Raw genomic sequence first — 16,070 nt, forward strand, 5'->3', positions numbered from 1 at the left:
AGGAGCTTGGGGAAGACCCTCCGAGACGCACGGACCGACTCCCGCGGTGACACCGGACAAGCAACCCCGCGCGGTGACACCGGACAAGCAACACAGAGCAGGAAACCTGGTGAGAGCCGATGACCTCGCTGGTGTATTTCTCCAGCACGTCGGAGAACACACACCGATTCGTCCAGAAGCTCGGAGTGCCTGCCACGCGGATTCCACTGCGTGATCGCGAGGGCACGTTCGAAGTGCACGAACCGTACGTCCTGATCGTCCCCACCTACGGGGGCGGCTGGACGATCACGGGCCGCGACACCCACTACGTGCCCAAGCAGGTCATCCGATTTCTCAACAACGAGCACAACCGTTCGCTGATCCGCGGTGTCATCGCGGGCGGCAACACCAACTTCGCCGAATCTTTCGGGATGGCAGGCGACATCATCTCCCAGAAGTGCAAGGTCCCCTACCTGTACCGCTTCGAACTCATGGGCACCCCTGAGGACGTCGAGCGGGTCCGGGAGGGGCTGGCGCGACATCGAATCCCGCGACCGCGACATCCAGACCCGTGATCAGGAGCAGCAATGGCACCGACCATCACCGACACCGAGGTGAAGACCTCTCGTATCGACGTGAACGAGGGCCTGGACTATCACGCCCTCAACGCGATGCTGAACCTGTACGGGCCGAACGGTGAGATCCAGTTCGACAAGGACGTCGCGGCGGCGCGTCAGTACTTCCTGCAGCACGTCAACCAGAACACGGTGTTCTTCCACAACCTGGACGAGAAGCTCGACTACCTCGTCGAGGAGAACTACTACGAGCCCGAGGTTCTCGAGCAGTACTCGCGCAGCTTCGTCAAGTCGCTGATCGATCACGCGTACTCGAAGAAGTTCCGGTTCCCGACGTTCCTCGGCGCCTTCAAGTACTACACGTCCTACACGCTCAAGACGTTCGACGGAAAGCGCTACCTCGAGCGGTTCGAGGATCGCGTGTGCATGGTGGCGCTCACCCTCGCCGCCGGCGACGAGGTGCTCGCGACGAAGCTCGTCGACGAGATCATCTCGGGCCGTTTCCAGCCTGCGACACCGACCTTCCTCAACTCGGGCAAGAAGCAGCGCGGCGAGCCCGTGTCGTGCTTCCTGCTGCGCATCGAGGACAACATGGAGTCGATCGGCCGCGCCATCAACTCCGCGCTCCAGCTGTCCAAGCGCGGCGGCGGAGTCGCGTTGCTGCTGAGCAACATTCGTGAGCACGGCGCGCCCATCAAGCGCATCGAGAACCAGAGTTCGGGCGTCATCCCGATCATGAAGCTGCTCGAGGACTCGTTCTCGTACGCCAACCAGCTCGGCGCGCGGCAGGGCGCGGGTGCGGTGTATCTGCACGCGCACCACCCCGACATCTACCGCTTCCTCGACACCAAGCGCGAGAACGCGGACGAGAAGATTCGCATCAAGACGCTCTCGCTCGGCGTCGTGATCCCGGACATCACGTTCGAGCTCGCGAAGAAGAACGAGGACATGTACCTGTTCTCGCCGTACGACGTCGAGCGTATCTACGGGGTTCCGTTCGCCGACATCAACGTCACCGAGAAGTACCATGAGATGGTCGACGACAAGCGGATCCGCAAGTCGAAGATCAAGGCGCGCGAGTTCTTTCAGACGCTCGCCGAGCTGCAGTTCGAGTCGGGCTACCCGTACATCATGTTCGAGGACACCGTGAACCGCGCGAATCCCATCGCGGGCAAGGTGACTCACTCGAACCTGTGCTCGGAGATCCTGCAGGTGTCGACGCCGTCGGAGTTCAACGACGACCTCACCTACAGCAAGATCGGCAAGGACATCTCGTGCAACCTGGGTTCGATGAACATCGCGAAGGCGATGGACTCCGATGATTTCGGTCAGGCCGTCGAGGTCGCGATCCGTGCACTGACCGCCGTCGCGGACCAGACGTCCATCGACTCCGTTCCGTCGATCCGCAAGGCCAACGACGAGGGCCATGCCATCGGACTCGGGCAGATGAATCTGCACGGCTACCTCGCTCGCGAGCGTGTTCACTACGGCTCCGACGAGGGTGTCGACTTCACGAACATCTACTTCTACACCGTTGTGTTCCATGCGATCCGGGCGTCGAACGCGATCGCGAAGGAACGCGGCACGTACTTCGCGGGCTTCCCCGACTCGAAGTACGCGTCGGGTGAGTACTTCGACAAGTACACCGATCAGGTGTGGGAGCCGAAGACGGAGAAGGTGCGGCAGCTGTTCGCCGACGCCGGCATCGACATCCCCACGCAGGACGACTGGCGTGAGCTGAAGGCGTCGGTGCAGGAGTACGGGATCTACAACCAGAACCTGCAGGCCGTCCCGCCGACCGGGTCGATCTCCTACATCAACAACTCCACCAGCTCCATCCACCCGGTGGCGTCGAAGATCGAGATCCGCAAGGAAGGCAAGATCGGTCGCGTCTACTACCCGGCGCCTTATCTGACGAACGACAACCTGGAGTACTACCAGGACGCGTATGAGATCGGGTACGAGAAGATCATCGACACCTACGCGGCGGCGACGCAGCACGTCGATCAGGGGCTGTCGCTGACGCTGTTCTTCAAGGACACCGTGACGACCCGCGATCTCAACAAGGCCCAGATCTACGCGTGGCGCAAGGGAATCAAGACGCTGTACTACATCCGCCTGCGCCAGATGGCGCTCGAGGGGACCGAGGTGGAAAATTGCGTTTCGTGCATGTTGTGACATCAGGCGCACCTACCACCGAACAATCCGTGACCGAATAGAGGAAGTGTCATGACTGCCGCACCGCATTCACCCGCGGACGGGGCCCCGATCAAGCTGATCGATCGCGTCTCGGCGATCAACTGGAACCGGGTGCCCGACGAGAAGGACGCCGAGGTGTGGGATCGCCTCACCGGCAACTTCTGGTTGCCCGAGAAGGTGCCGGTGTCCAACGACATCCAGTCGTGGGCGACGCTGACCCCGCACGAGCAGCAGCTCACGATGCGCGTGTTCACGGGCCTGACGCTCCTCGACACCATCCAGGGCACGGTCGGTGCGGTCTCGCTCATCCCGGACGCCGTCACGCCGCACGAGGAGGCCGTCCTCACGAACATCGCGTTCATGGAGTCGGTGCACGCGAAGTCGTACTCGAGCATCTTCTCGACGCTCTGCTCGACGCGCGAGATCGACGACGCCTTCCGCTGGTCGGAGGAGAATCCGAACCTGCAGCGCAAGGCCAAGATCGTCATGGACTACTACCGTGGCGACGATCCGCTCAAGCGCAAGGTCGCCTCGACCCTGCTCGAGTCGTTCCTGTTCTACTCGGGCTTCTACCTGCCGATGTACTGGTCGTCGCGCGCGAAGCTCACGAACACCGCCGACATGATCCGCTTGATCATTCGCGACGAGGCGGTGCACGGGTACTACATCGGCTACAAGTACCAGAAGGGGCTCGAGCAGCTCACCGAGGCCGAGCGAGAAGAGCTGAAGGGCTACACGTTCGAGTTGCTCTTCGAGCTGTACGACAACGAGGTCGACTACACCCAGGACCTCTACGACGAGGTCGGCCTCACCGAGGACGTCAAGAAGTTCCTGCGCTACAACGCGAACAAGGCACTGATGAACCTCGGCTACGAGGGCCTGTTCCCGAAGGACGAGACGGACGTGAACCCGGCGATTCTGTCGGCGCTGTCGCCGAACGCCGACGAGAACCACGACTTCTTCTCGGGCTCGGGTTCGAGTTACGTCATCGGCAAGGCCGTCAACACCGAAGACGAGGACTGGGACTTCTGACACCCTGCTGCCGCTGCAACTCGTAGTGCTGACGGGAGGCCCGGATCCGCGAGCAACCGCAGATTCGGGCCTTTCGTGTCCGCTGTATTCGGCCGCGCGACAAGGCGGCTCGACGAGCAGAGAGTGAGTCTCGATGACGATCCGGCACGCTACCGAGGCCGATGCCGAGGCGCTCGCGACGATTTTGAATGCGATCATCGAGGAAGGCGGCAAGACCGCGATCGACGGGCCGCTGAGCCCACAAGAGTTGGCGGAGTGGTTCATGTCCGGTCCACACTGCGTCACCTGCATGGTTGCGGTCGACGAGAACGGGCATGCGCTCGGGTTCCAGACGACCGAGCGGTTTCACGACGACCTGCCCTCCGCAACCGCAGACATCGGAACCTTCATCGCGAAGGGTGCGCGAGGCTCCCGAATCGGGAAGCAATTGGCGGATGCCACTTTCGCCGCCGCGCGACAGGCAGGGCTCGACGCATTGCGTGCGGTGATTCGACGAGAGAACAAAGGAGCAGTCGCCTTCTACCGTGCGCTCGGATTCCAGGGGCATGTGCCGCGCGAAGGCGCAGTCGTTCTGGTGCGCACCTTGGAGTTGGAAGGCCGGTCGTCTGGGGCGTTTACGGTGTGATCGAGGGCTTCGGTGATTCATCGGGCGGGTCAGCGCTTGCCGGTCCAGAACCCAACGGGAATCGGTAACTGAGGCATCGCGGTCGCCGGAGCGAACGACACCGCCAGACCGCCGTACGGGAGCACCTCAGCACTCACGAAGAGGAGTCCGCGTTCGTTCGCCAGACGTGCGATCGCCACGATCGGGAGGGCCGCGAACGTGCGGTTCACGAATTCGAGGCGCGTTCGTCCGCTGTCGAACTGCTCCATGACGTGGAGCCGTAGTTCGTCGTCCAACCGGAGTTCGCGGCCGGTGTTCGGCGGTGCGAGTACCCGGGCGAACGCGTGATACGACGGTCCGCCGACTGCGAAGTGGTTCGCAGCGAACACGTATCCGTAGGAAGCAGCTATCTGCGCCATGACGGTCGGGTCGAGCCCGGTGCGGAGGATGGGTACGAAAGCCCAGTCTTCGCCGTCGAACCGACGGGCGAACCGCGCAGCCTTGTCCTCGTGCGATAGGAATCGCCCGCGCAGGGCCGAGATCGCCACTGCACCCAGGGCGGCCAGAGCGACGAACGCGACCAGCGACAGGACGAACGGTGACCACGTGGCGTCTTCAGGCACCGGGCACCTGCCGATCAGGAGTTGTCATCGCAGCTGAGTCGGGTATGCGGACCACCGGTGACGCAGTGTGGGAAGTCGAGGCGAGGGAGGCGAGGGAAGCATCTGGAACGCCACTTTGACGCTTCCGAAGGTGTAGCCCGTCTCGCCGATGTAGTAGTAGCCGAAGCTGTTGGCGATGGCGTTCATCTCGGCAACGCTGATCGTGTAGTTGCGCGGATCCACGGTGACTATCGAACGGCCGTTGAACAGTTCGCTGATGCGGCTCTTCTGGATGTCAGTGGGGGCGGCTGTCTTACGCCGATACCACACCTTCAGTCGGTGGTGGACCGGAAAGAGGCCGAGCGCCGCGAAGCCGAGAATCAGCAGAACCCAGAAAGCGAACTGAATTGCAGTGTTGGCCGGCGCCGAATCAGCCGCATTGGCGAGGACGGTCACGAAATCGGAATGCCACGGTCTTCCTAGCGAATCGCGTTGCATCATCGGTCGAGTGTGGTCTTTCGAAAATAGAAGTTTCCGGTCCTTTGGTATTTCCCGCGCATACCCCATGCGAACGCGTATCCCTTTGTCGCGGCGATCAACGCCAGTTCGTGAGGAGGAAGCGATTCCGAGTATATTTCGACGAGGTCATCACCGTTGAATCTTGCTGCGATGCGCGAACGATAAGCGGCAAATGTTCCCGGATTGCTTTGCTCGTGTGGTAGATACAAGAGGACTCCTAGAACAGTGTTTCGAGATCCCATACGTGACCGTGCTACTAGGTCAACCCGGTCCGGAATCGACCTTAGAAGCGTTTAGTATGGAGGATGAACTGCACGCTTTCCGAATCCATTGTTGGAATTCTCGGTGGAGGAGGTGAGGGCATTCGTTCGGACCCGACACGGGTCGCTCCACGTCGATTTCCGCGCTCACCGATGTAGTAGAACCCATTCCTGTTTGCGACGCAATTAATCGTATATATCGGAACGGTGAAGTTGCGCGGATCTACGACAACGATATTGCTCTGTCCGAAACAATTTGTCCAGATTATTGAGCTGGCTCGCCTCGGAGCCCGCGCGCAGGCGGCGAGTTGCGATTTTGAGGCGATGGATGGGATTGCTTACCGCGATGGTGCACAGGGCGAGGCCGAGCAGCGCGAAGCCCAGTACCTCGAGAAAGCTCGCTGACTCGCCGGCGGACCCGGCTGCGAACATGGCGGTCATCGGTGAGCCTCCGGGCGCTGGTAGAGGAGTCGGAAGCACCAGAAATCGGACGTACCATAGCGGCCAGACCGTTTTCCGCGTGCAAACTCGTATCCATGCAATCTCGCGACCCGGGCGACCTCAGCGGCGTCCAGTCTCGGGTCGGGGAGCAGCAAAACCTCGTCGCGTCCGTCGAAAAGCAATTCGGGGCAAGGTCGAACGGGAACGGTACCGAAACTCCGATCGGTCATTCGCCATCCTTATGTGCGAGCTTGATTAGGCATCAAGCGGGCGCCATCGGCTGGGGGCGGCAGGTATTCGTAGCGGGGGAGGCCCGGACAGTCGTTGGAAAGCCACCTGGGTGCTCCCGACGATGTTGCCTCTCTCGCCGATGTAATAGTGGCCGTGCGAGTTAGCGATGGCGTTCATACAGGCGACGGAGATCGTGTAGAATCGCGGATCGATGACGACGACATCCTTACCGTGAAATTTTGCGTCGATCCGGCGGATCTGTTCGTCCTCTCCGGCGGCGCGTCTACGGCCCCACCAGCAGATGATTCGGTGATCGAGGCGAAAAGCGATCTGGAAAGCGAGGAGCGTCGACGCTGCGAACCCGACGATTACGACTGTGACTGCAGCCGCCCCACTGCCCTGGCGGGCTTCCGACGCCAACGTGACGACAGCGGGATCCAGGAGTATGTGCATGTGTCGGTTCATTCTCAATCGGCTGGGAACAGTCGGCGGAAATAGTAGGTACTGACGTCGAGTCCGTTGCTGCCCCGTCTCGTCCCGTAGGCGAACACGTATCCACACTCATAGGCGACACGTGCGAGCACCTCGGGGTGGATATGGTGCGAGGCTCCGAACTCGACCAGGGCGCTGCCGTCGAACCAGTGCGCGTAGGGCGGGAGGTGCTCGGGGCGGGTGGTTCATCGTCTGCCCTCCTGGACAATCGGATCACCGACATCAAGGCGATCGATGATCGCAAATGCGAGTGCTATCAGGTTTTCCATATCCTGTTTGCGTTGCATTCCGAAATCCATGGACAGCAATTGTGGCGGCGTTGTCGATCGGTACCACCGCCCGATCGGATCCCCAACCGCCGAGTGAAGATTCCCGCAGACGGAATCTCGCGAGCCGTGGTCGGGCGCGACCAGCACGTCAGAGGTTTTTCACGCGGAGGTGGCGCTGAGACTCTCGTCCAAGTCACCTGTTGACCAGAGAGCAGAGGGGACTCATCTGGGCCGAATTCCTTCGCGTAATCTTCGAACTGCTCGCCAAGAAGGCGTGTCCATGTTGGGGATTCGCGGCGGTGGCGGAGTTGTCCTACGGTTGAAGAATACGCGTGTTGCACCGGCGGAGTTTCCCCTTTCGCCAGCATAGAAGTAGCCATGTTGATTCGCGATCTGGTTCATTTCATAAATCCGAATCGTGTAGTTCCTAGGGTCTATCGCGACTACGCGATCCTCCCCGAACCTCGAGTCGATTCGTTTGAACTGATGCCCACGATTCCCCGCGCGCAGGCGGCGTGTGGCAATCTTGAGTCGATGAACCGGGTGGCTGAGCAATACTCCGGTGGCGATCATAGTTGCTATAGTGACCGCCAGGACGGATAGTAATGTTGCGAAATCGCTAGACCCGCTGGCAGCCGAAACGGTGCCGTGGTCCGTCATGTGATTATCCCCGTTGCAGGGTACAAGAGCCGAAACAGCCAGTATTCGGCCTGCCCGTAACGCCCTGATCGCTTACCTCGAGAGAATTCGTAGCCGTGCCGACGCGCCGTATCGGCGACTTCGGCGGGAGAAAGCCTCGGATCTGCGATCAGAGCGACCTCGTCACGGCCATCGAAGAAGAGTTCGTAATGGTAGATCCCGGTCGGATCCGAATACGGCCAAGGTCGGGGTGTGGTCATATATGAGCTTCTCTGGGAGGATGCGGCAGTGTTGTGGCTGCCGAACAAGTCGGAAAGTCGCTATTCCATCGGCTTCCATCGATTCGTAGTGGATGGGAGGCGGATGGGCGGCGGTCCAGGCAGCTTCTGAAACGCAACTTCGGTGCTCACGCCGAGGTGACCGTTCTCGCCGATATAGTAGTATCCGTACCCGTTCGCGATCGCGTTCATCCTGGACACGGCGATAGTCGTGCGGCGGGGGTCGGCAGTGACGATCGGTCGTCCGTCGAACTTGGAGTGAAACCGTTCCTCGGCTGTGCTGTAGGAAACAGGCCGTCTGTGGGTTCGCCATCGAATTACTCGAGCTCGGTTCCGGGGGTTTCTCGCCACGACGAGAAGTGAGATCGCCGCGATTGTTCCGAGTGCGACGAAAATTCCCGAAGGTGACCCGCCGGAGGCGGCCGCGAGGATGATTGTTTCGGTTCTCATTGGTTCGTGAACAGGTTCCGGAAGTAGTACAGCGTGATGTCGGAGAATTGGCCGTGGCGCTGGCCCCACGCGAACACGTAGCCGTGCTGATACGCGACTTCTGCGAGCTCCTGCGGTGAAGAATAGAGCCCTGGGGTGGCGATCACAATGTCGCGCCCATCGAAAAGTCCTGAATCGGAAGAGCGGACGTGTGTCATCGTGAACCCGCGCTTTCTGGTGATTCGCTCTCGGTCGATTGTGGATCCCACCGGATCGAGGAGATCATCTGTAGTGCGTACTTCAGAAAGGTCGGCCAATGTTCTCGCGATGAACTGCCGACGCTGGCGACGAGAATCTCCTGGCAGACTAGGGATGGAATCAGGGCTTGCAGCGTGTCTGTCGTGATTGGATCGGGCGCTGCGACTTCTTTTCGGACTCCCGATGCAGCGTCGGGGGCCGCGATCCGTCCGGAGCGGAGCACGAGAACGGTCGGGCCGCACGGGAGGTCGCGATACTGAACCACCGCGGCGGGATTGCTCTTCATGAGAGAAGAGCCGATTGCCTGTGCCATCTCGCTCGCCGATTCTTCGGAGTCCTCGACATCCAGTCTGCGATGGCCCAGACTCGTGCGGGCGATAGTGAAGCACGCGTAGTGCTCGGGCTCCAGCTCCGGGATGACGAGTTGGCCTGCAAAGAAGACTCCCGACTCGTGAAGCTTTTCGGATAGCCCGAGTATCGCCTCGCTCACATGCCCTGAGGTGAAGCCTGCCAAGCTCGCGATCAGCGAGGCATCGGCATGCCGTTGTTCGCTGTCACCGGTTACAGGTAGAGGAATGAAGCCAGAAGGGACCGATAGTGCCAGGGTCATCGGTCTCCCCGAACCACGTTGATGACCGGGCCGACGATCGGCCCAGTCAATGCTGTTGTTGCGAGCTCCGAGGGAGTCTCGGGGACGAGATACTCGCCGATGTCGTCGACGATGGTCGTGGCTCCCTCCACGCCGAAGGCCTTCATTCCAACCGGTGTGGCGAGTGACGCGGATGCACTCATCTTCGTGAGATCGGTTCCCACAGCAATGAGATTGTCAGCTTGCGCGAGAAGTGCACCGCTCTCGGCGAATTTGCCGGCACTGTGTGCCAAGTTGCCTGCTGCGGTCGCAGACTCGGCGTAGAGCCCGATGATCTTTCCGGCCCCGCCGGTGGCAACACCGAACGCATCCATCCCAATCGCTGTCCACGTCACGTTCTCGGAGCCTGCGCTCATCGCCACAGCGTGACCAGCGAGAGCTGCAACGCCGAGCGCCAATGACGCTGTTCCGAGTGCGCCGCTGAGTGGAGGAAAAGCGAGCGTGAGCGCAGAAGCCGTACCCAAGACGGTGCTGAGGGTCGACAGCGTGTTCGAGATCTCGTTGATCAGATCGGCGTTTTCCTTGATGAACTCCCAGATCTCGAGATGGAAGTCGATGATTCCGTCGAGCAGAGCCTTGTGCGCGTCGATGATCTTGTCGAGCAGGCTCTGTTCAGGTGCTTCGTCGGCGGCTTGTCGGAGTAGCCGCGCGGTGAGATCCGCGAGTTCTTCGTGCCGGGCAAAAAGCATCTTCGCGCGGTCGAGGAGTGCTTCGAGTTCGTCCCTGGCCTTGGCGAGTTGGGCGACAGCGGCATCGAGACGCGCCTGTGCGGCGGCGAGCGAGGCGGCGTCGTCGTAGGTGCGACCGGCTTCGTTCAGACCCGGATTCGACTGCGCTGCCTCGAGATTGCGCCGCGCGATCGCCGCTTCGGCCTCGAGTCGGTCTGCATCACGCTGCATCGAGACAAGATCGTCTCGCCACACGCCGAGGGCGTCCGACGCCCGCCGCATCGCGGTGCCCGCAGTGTCCAGATAGGAGGGGAGTTCGCCGATCTTGCTGCGGAAGGCGTCCGCCGCTTGCCCACGCCAGATCCCGTCGGAGTACCCGACGCGGATGAGGGCTTCCTTGGCCGACAACAGGCGCGCAGCGACGGCGCCCATCTCGTCGGACAGGGACGCGACCCTGGACGGATTGCCGGGGGACGGGTCGAAGCCGAGTGCCGGAAATGCGGGCCGAGTCATCAGAGGTTGAGGCTCGAGCCAGCGGCGGGAACGTCGGGGATCGCGCTGCCGACCGCCGTGATCGAATCCGCGGTGGCCTGCTCCTGTGCGACGTAGAGGTCACGTGTGGTCCGCAATCCGTCGGCCATCGATGCCGTGGACTTCGCGATCTGCTCGATCCCGTACTGCCACTTGTCGCGAAACTTTCCGGCGGCGGCGTCCAGGCCGACGTTGCCCAGATCGCCGCTGTTCGTGTCCGCGAGACGATCGTTCGCCGCCTTCATGTCATCCGCTGCGGAGTCGAGCGTGTCGATGAGTACACCGAACGCTGCGACATCCAGATAGAGATCTTCCCCCGGCACTGGCCCCCCTAGCGATTTTCGATCCCGATCAGGTTAACCGATAGGTGACCGCGAACCTCGGACGGCTCGGTTCACCGCCGGAACCATGCCCGTTCGTCGCCGGCGAGCGCCTTCTCGATGCGGAGCCGCGACGAGTCGGCGAGCTTGCGAGGCAATGCATCCGGTTCGAACCACCGAACGTCCATGTTCTCTTCGTCGGCGACGTGAGGCTCGCCGGACGTCCAGCGCGCCAGGAAGCACAGATCGAGGTACTGCGTCACGTCGCCGTTCGGGTAGTGGATCGGGGGAGTGACGTCGACACTCGTGAGCCGGTCGATCTCGACCTCGATGCCGGTCTCCTCCGCGATCTCGCGGCGAACGGCGTCGCCCGGCTCCTCGCCGGGCTCGAGAATGCCGCTCACGACGGCCCATTCGAGATTGTCGACGCGCCGCGCCAACAGGATCCGGCCGCCGTCGTCGACGACGACGGCGGAGACGCCGGACAGCCAGAGCGGCTCGTGGCCGATGTGCGATCGCAATTCCTTGACGAAGTCGGGTACGGCCACGGCTCAGCTCGCGTATCCGTTGAGGGTGTTCTGCAGATCGGTCAACATCGCGCGGGCCGCGACGAGTCCGCCGCCGGTCCACACCGACGTCTCTACGGCGAACACACGATTGTCGACGGCGGCCTCGAGTTTCTCCCAGTCCTCGCCCGTCATGACGGACTCGGCGTGCTCCTTGCTCGCGTCGTCCATGATCGCGTAGACGATGTCGCCCTCGGCGGCCGCGACGTCCGACGTGATGTCGTGGGTGACGGCGTCCTCGAGCCGCTGCTGCGTGGGACGACGCACCCCGACGTCGGCCAGCACCTGGCCGGCGAAGCTCGCCGGGCCTTCGACGACGAGGGTGTCGCCAGCGAAGTTCACCACGGATGCCTCGGTCTGCGATGCGACGAGCGCTTCGCCGGTCCCGCGTGCCTCGTTCTCGTACGCCTCGATCGCGGCGTCGGCCGCGGCCGTGCGTCCGAGCGCGGCAGCGGCGAGCCGGAACCGGTCCTTCCACTGCACGGAGTCTTCGCCGATCGCGACGGCGGGCGCCTCGGTGCCGAGCGCGGTGACGGCCTCGGGAGCGGAACCGATGACGACGTCGGGTGCCGCCTCCTCGACGAGTGCCGGATCGGCAGTGCCGACGCCGACCGACGGGATCTCGGCGATTCCCGTCCCGAGATAGGCGGGTTGCGCGACGGGGCCGTCGGTGGTGACGGCTCCCACGACGCTCTCCCACAGCCCGAGTGCGCACACGGCGTCCATCGCGGCCGGGTCGAGCACGACGATCCGCGCGGGATCGTCCGGAACGTCGGTGGTGCCGGCCGCGTGCTCGACGGGATGGACGCCGCCACCCGGCCGGTCGGCGGGCACGGGGTCGGGGCACGCGGTGGCGGTGTCGCGTTCGATTCCGACGACGGCGGCACCGGCGATGCTCGTCGTCGTCCGCACGATGGAGTCGGCCGGATCGTCCGCGGGTGCCGAACAACCGCCCACTGCGAGCACACCGAGCGCGAGCGCGGCGACGGCCGGCGTCGCTCGTGAGCGGGACAGGTCTCGTGGACGGAACACGGGACGCAGAGTCATGTGCGACGGCCTTCTCTTCGACGGACCCTCGTGAGTGGAGCGGACGTGGGTCGAGCGGACGTGGATCGAGCGGACTCAGCCTAGCCGCCGCCCAGCGCACACCCCGATTCTGCCGCTGCGGTGATGCGCATCACATCTTTGCATTCGACGCGCCCTGTGCGAGTGCCGATTACGGGACGAAGTGCCCGGGAACGGTGCAGGTGAGAGCGAGGGTCCAGCGGTTGCGCGAGGGCCGAGTACGACACAGGGTAGGACCGAGTCGTCGGCCCCGATTCGGACGGTCTACGATTCCGGAGAGCGCAAGCCAGAGAAGACCGTCTTCCCCCTGGTCGGGGTGGACGCGCATTCAGGAGGATCATTGACTGCCGTAGCGCCTCAGCCAGTCCCCGAGACAGCTGCTGCCCGGCCCTATCCGCAGCGGCAGGGACCGAAGGGCTCGTTCGTCTTCAAGGCGATCACGACGACCGACCCCAAGGTACTGGGCATCATGTACCTGGTCACGTCGTTCGTGTTCTTCCTCATCGGCGGACTCATGGCCCTGCTGATGCGTACCGAGCTCGCCGTGCCCGGCCTGCAGTTCCTGTCGAACGAGCAGTTCAATCAGCTGTTCACGATGCACGGCACGATCATGCTGCTGCTGTACGCGACCCCGGTCGTGTTCGGTTTCGCGAACTACATTCTCCCGCTGCAGATCGGTGCGCCCGACGTCGCCTTCCCGCGACTGAACTCGTTCAGCTACTGGCTGTACCTGTTCGGCGGCATCATGGTCACTGCCGGATTCGTGACGCCCGGCGGCGCTGCCGACTTCGGCTGGACGGCGTACGCGCCGCTCACCAGCGCACTGCACTCGCCCGGTTTGGGCGCGGACCTGTGGGTCCTGGGCCTCACGGTCGCCGGCCTCGGCACGATCCTCGGTGGCGTCAACTTCATCACCACCGTCATCTGCTTGCGCGCTCCCGGCATGACGATGTTCCGGATGCCGATCTTCACGTGGAACATCTTCATCACCGCGATCCTGATCCTGCTCGCCTTCCCGCTGCTGACCGCCGCGTTCATGGGCCTCTACATGGATCGCCATCTCGGCGGCCACATCTTCGATCCCGCCAACGGCGGCGTCATGCTGTGGCAGCACCTGTTCTGGTTCTTCGGCCATCCCGAGGTCTACATCATCGCGTTGCCGTTCTTCGGCATCGTGTCGGAGATCTTCCCGGTCTTCAGCCGTAAGCCGATCTTCGGCTACAGCGGCCTCGTTTACGCGACCCTCGCGATCGCGGCGCTCTCCATCGCGGTGTGGGCGCACCACATGTACGCCACCGGCGCGGTGCTGCTCCCGTACTTCTCGTTCATGACGTTCCTCATCGCCGTGCCCACGGGTGTGAAGATCTTCAACTGGATCGGCACGATGTGGAAGGGCCAGTTGACGTTCGAGACACCGATGATCTTCTCCGTCGGCTTCCTCGTGACGTTCCTCTTCGGTGGTCTGTCGGGCGTCATCCTCGCGAGCCCGCCGCTCGACTTCCACGTCACCGACTCGTACTTCGTCGTCGCGCACTTCCACTACGTCGTGTTCGGCACCGTCGTGTTCGCCACCTATGCCGGCATCTACTTCTGGTTCCCCAAGATGACGGGCCGGATGATGGACGAGCGGCTCGGCAAGGTCCACTTCTGGATGACCTTCCTCGGCTTCCACGCGACGTTCCTCGTGCAGCATTGGCTCGGCGCCGAGGGCATGCCCCGCCGCTACGCCGACTACCTGCCGTCGGACGGGTTCACGACGCTCAACATCGTCTCGACGATCGGTGCCTTCGTACTCGGTGCCTCGACACTGCCGTTCATCTGGAACGTCTTCAAGAGTTACCGCTACGGCAAGGTCGTCACGGTCGACGACCCGTGGGGCTACGGCAACTCGCTCGAATGGGCGACGTCCTGCCCGCCGCCGCGGCACAACTTCACCGAGTTGCCGCGCATCCGCTCCGAGCGGCCCGCGTTCGAGCTGCACTACCCGCACATGGTCGAACGGATGCGCGACGAAGCGCATGTGGGAGGCGGTCACAGCGGTGGCGCCCCGGGCGGAATGCTCGGCGCGGGTACCACCTCGAACCGCGCTCACTGACGGTCGCGACTCGATCGCTGCGACGAAGCCCCGCCCGGTCACCGGGCGGGGCTTCTCGCTTGGCAGAATCGACAGGAACCCGCACGGTCATCGGTGCGGGACGAACAGATCGGAGTTGACGTTCGTGGCTGCCACCGACGCCGTCGTTCTCGTGACCGTGACCGGTCCCGACCGTCCCGGTGTCACATCCGCGTTGTTCGCAGTGCTGTCTCGGCACGGCGTCAGCCTGCTCGACGTCGAGCAGGTCGTGATCCGCGGCCGCCTCACGCTCGGCGTCCTGCTCGGCGGTGCTCGTGACGGCGAGCGGCTGCAGGAGGATCTCGAGGACGCGATGGCGACGGTGGGGATGGACGTCGACGTCGAGATCGGCGCCGATCCCGGACGCCCCTCGGTGTCGACGCACGTCGTCGTCGTTCTCGGTAGTCCGGTGAGTGCGCGAGCGATGCAGTCGATCGCGCGCGCGTTGGCGGCGCTCGGCGCGAACATCGACACGATTCGCGGCATCGCCGACTACCCGCTCACGGGACTCGAGCTGCTCGTGAGCGCCGCGAAGTCGGGCGTCGCCGCGGACAAGGAACTGCGCACGGCCCTCGCCGAGGTCGCGGTCAAGGAGGGCGTCGACGTCGCCGTCGAGCACGGGGGACTCGCGCGCCGTGCCAAGCGGCTCATCGTCTTCGACGTCGACTCGACGCTCGTGCAGGGCGAGGTCATCGAGATGCTCGCGGCGCGCGCCGGTGTCGAGGATCAGGTGCGCGAGGTCACCGAGTCGGCGATGCGCGGCGAGATCGACTTCGCCGAATCGCTGCACCAGCGCGTCGCGACGCTCGAGGGGCTCGACGAGTCCGTCATCCAGGAGGTCGCGGACGAGCTCGAGCTGACGCCGGGCGCCAGGACCACGATCAGGACGCTCCGCCGGCTCGGCTATCACTGCGGCGTCGTCTCGGGCGGGTTCCGGCAGGTCATCGAGGGCCTCGCACACGATCTCGAACTCGACTTCGTGCAGGCGAACACCCTCGAGATCATCGACGGGAAGCTCACCGGCCGCGTCGTCGGCGACATCGTCGACCGCGCGGCGAAGGCGACGGCGCTGCGCAAGTTCGCGGCGCAGGTCGGGATTCCGATGGCGCAGACGGTGGCGGTCGGCGACGGCGCGAACGACATCGACATGCTCAACGCCGCGGGCCTCGGCGTCGCGTTCAATGCGAAGCCCGCCCTGCGCGAGATCGCCGACACCGCACTGTCGTTCCCGTTCCTCGACGCCGTGCTGTTCGTGCTGGGCGTCACGCGCGACGAGGTCGAGGCCGCCGATGCACTCGACGGGACGGGGCGCCGGGTTCCGCTGGACGCTCCGGTCCCGCGCACACTGTGA

General features: G+C 63.4%; 14 protein-coding genes and 1 pseudogene. 6 read left to right on the forward strand and 9 right to left on the reverse strand.

All coding sequences use genetic code 11. The features are described from left to right. Positions 1-119: 119 nt before the first annotated feature. The 4 genes and pseudogenes from nrdI (at position 120) to RR1_RS07965 (ending at position 4,410) form a co-directional block, all read left to right on the forward strand. Positions 120-597 (forward strand): annotated as a pseudogene (nrdI, locus tag RR1_RS07950) (class Ib ribonucleoside-diphosphate reductase assembly flavoprotein NrdI). Next, on the forward strand, positions 567-2,732 hold the full coding sequence (nrdE, locus tag RR1_RS07955; protein ID WP_010838418.1) for a class 1b ribonucleoside-diphosphate reductase subunit alpha: 2,166 nt from the start codon (positions 567-569) through the stop codon (positions 2,730-2,732). Before nrdI ends, nrdE begins: the two are co-directional and overlap by 31 nt. A gap of 51 nt (positions 2,733-2,783) precedes the next feature. Continuing rightward, positions 2,784-3,785 (forward strand): class 1b ribonucleoside-diphosphate reductase subunit beta, encoded by a 1,002-nt coding sequence (gene nrdF, locus RR1_RS07960; RefSeq protein ID WP_010838419.1) that lies wholly within the window; start codon positions 2,784-2,786, stop codon positions 3,783-3,785. A gap of 133 nt (positions 3,786-3,918) precedes the next feature. Continuing rightward, positions 3,919-4,410 carry a GNAT family N-acetyltransferase gene (locus RR1_RS07965; RefSeq protein ID WP_010838420.1) on the forward strand — a complete coding sequence of 164 codons (492 nt, stop codon included), beginning with the start codon at positions 3,919-3,921 and terminating at the stop codon, positions 4,408-4,410. Positions 4,411-4,439: 29 nt separating this feature from the next. Here the strand turns inward: RR1_RS07965 and RR1_RS07970 are convergent, their stop codons facing one another. From RR1_RS07970 to RR1_RS08000, 9 genes are all read right to left on the reverse strand, one after another. Then, positions 4,440-5,012, reverse strand: coding sequence for a hypothetical protein (locus RR1_RS07970; protein ID WP_010838421.1), 573 nt, complete (start codon positions 5,010-5,012; stop codon positions 4,440-4,442). A gap of 24 nt (positions 5,013-5,036) precedes the next feature. Then, positions 5,037-5,492 (reverse strand): hypothetical protein, encoded by a 456-nt coding sequence (locus tag RR1_RS07975; RefSeq protein ID WP_010838422.1) that lies wholly within the window; start codon positions 5,490-5,492, stop codon positions 5,037-5,039. Between the two features lie 464 nt (positions 5,493-5,956). Then, positions 5,957-6,211, reverse strand: coding sequence for a hypothetical protein (locus RR1_RS21885; RefSeq protein WP_010838425.1), 255 nt, complete (start codon positions 6,209-6,211; stop codon positions 5,957-5,959). A gap of 2,355 nt (positions 6,212-8,566) precedes the next feature. Continuing rightward, a complete protein-coding gene (locus tag RR1_RS21890) occupies positions 8,567-8,767 on the reverse strand; it encodes a hypothetical protein (RefSeq protein WP_143153766.1) in 201 nt (66 codons plus the stop codon). After that, positions 8,764-9,417, reverse strand: coding sequence for a hypothetical protein (locus RR1_RS21895; RefSeq protein ID WP_010838432.1), 654 nt, complete (start codon positions 9,415-9,417; stop codon positions 8,764-8,766). Before RR1_RS21895 ends, RR1_RS21890 begins: the two co-directional genes overlap by 4 nt. Continuing rightward, complete coding sequence (locus tag RR1_RS07985; RefSeq protein WP_010838433.1) at positions 9,414-10,637, reverse strand: putative T7SS-secreted protein; 1,224 nt, start codon at positions 10,635-10,637, stop codon at positions 9,414-9,416. The genes RR1_RS21895 and RR1_RS07985 overlap by 4 nt, the downstream gene beginning before the upstream one ends. Continuing rightward, a complete protein-coding gene (locus RR1_RS07990) occupies positions 10,637-10,978 on the reverse strand; it encodes a hypothetical protein (RefSeq protein ID WP_010838434.1) in 342 nt (113 codons plus the stop codon). Before RR1_RS07990 ends, RR1_RS07985 begins: the two co-directional genes overlap by 1 nt. 71 nt (positions 10,979-11,049) lie before the next feature. After that, entirely contained in the window at positions 11,050-11,523 is a 474-nt protein-coding gene (locus RR1_RS07995) for an NUDIX hydrolase (RefSeq protein WP_010838435.1), read from the reverse strand. Positions 11,524-11,526: 3 nt separating this feature from the next. Then, positions 11,527-12,588, reverse strand: coding sequence for an ABC transporter substrate-binding protein (locus tag RR1_RS08000; RefSeq protein ID WP_010838436.1), 1,062 nt, complete (start codon positions 12,586-12,588; stop codon positions 11,527-11,529). A 358-nt stretch (positions 12,589-12,946) separates the two neighbouring features. Here RR1_RS08000 and ctaD point away from each other — a divergent pair, with 358 nt between their 5' ends. Both ctaD and serB read left to right on the forward strand, forming a co-directional pair. Further along, positions 12,947-14,701, forward strand: a complete 1,755-nt coding sequence (gene ctaD, locus RR1_RS08005; protein WP_051111175.1) for an aa3-type cytochrome oxidase subunit I — start codon at positions 12,947-12,949, stop codon at positions 14,699-14,701. A 124-nt stretch (positions 14,702-14,825) separates the two neighbouring features. Next, positions 14,826-16,070, forward strand: a complete 1,245-nt coding sequence (gene serB, locus RR1_RS08010) for a phosphoserine phosphatase SerB (RefSeq protein ID WP_040773438.1) — start codon at positions 14,826-14,828, stop codon at positions 16,068-16,070.

It is taken from the genome of Rhodococcus rhodnii NBRC 100604 (assembly GCF_001894925.1).
Classification (GTDB): Bacteria; Actinomycetota; Actinomycetes; order Mycobacteriales; family Mycobacteriaceae; genus Rhodococcus_F; species Rhodococcus_F rhodnii.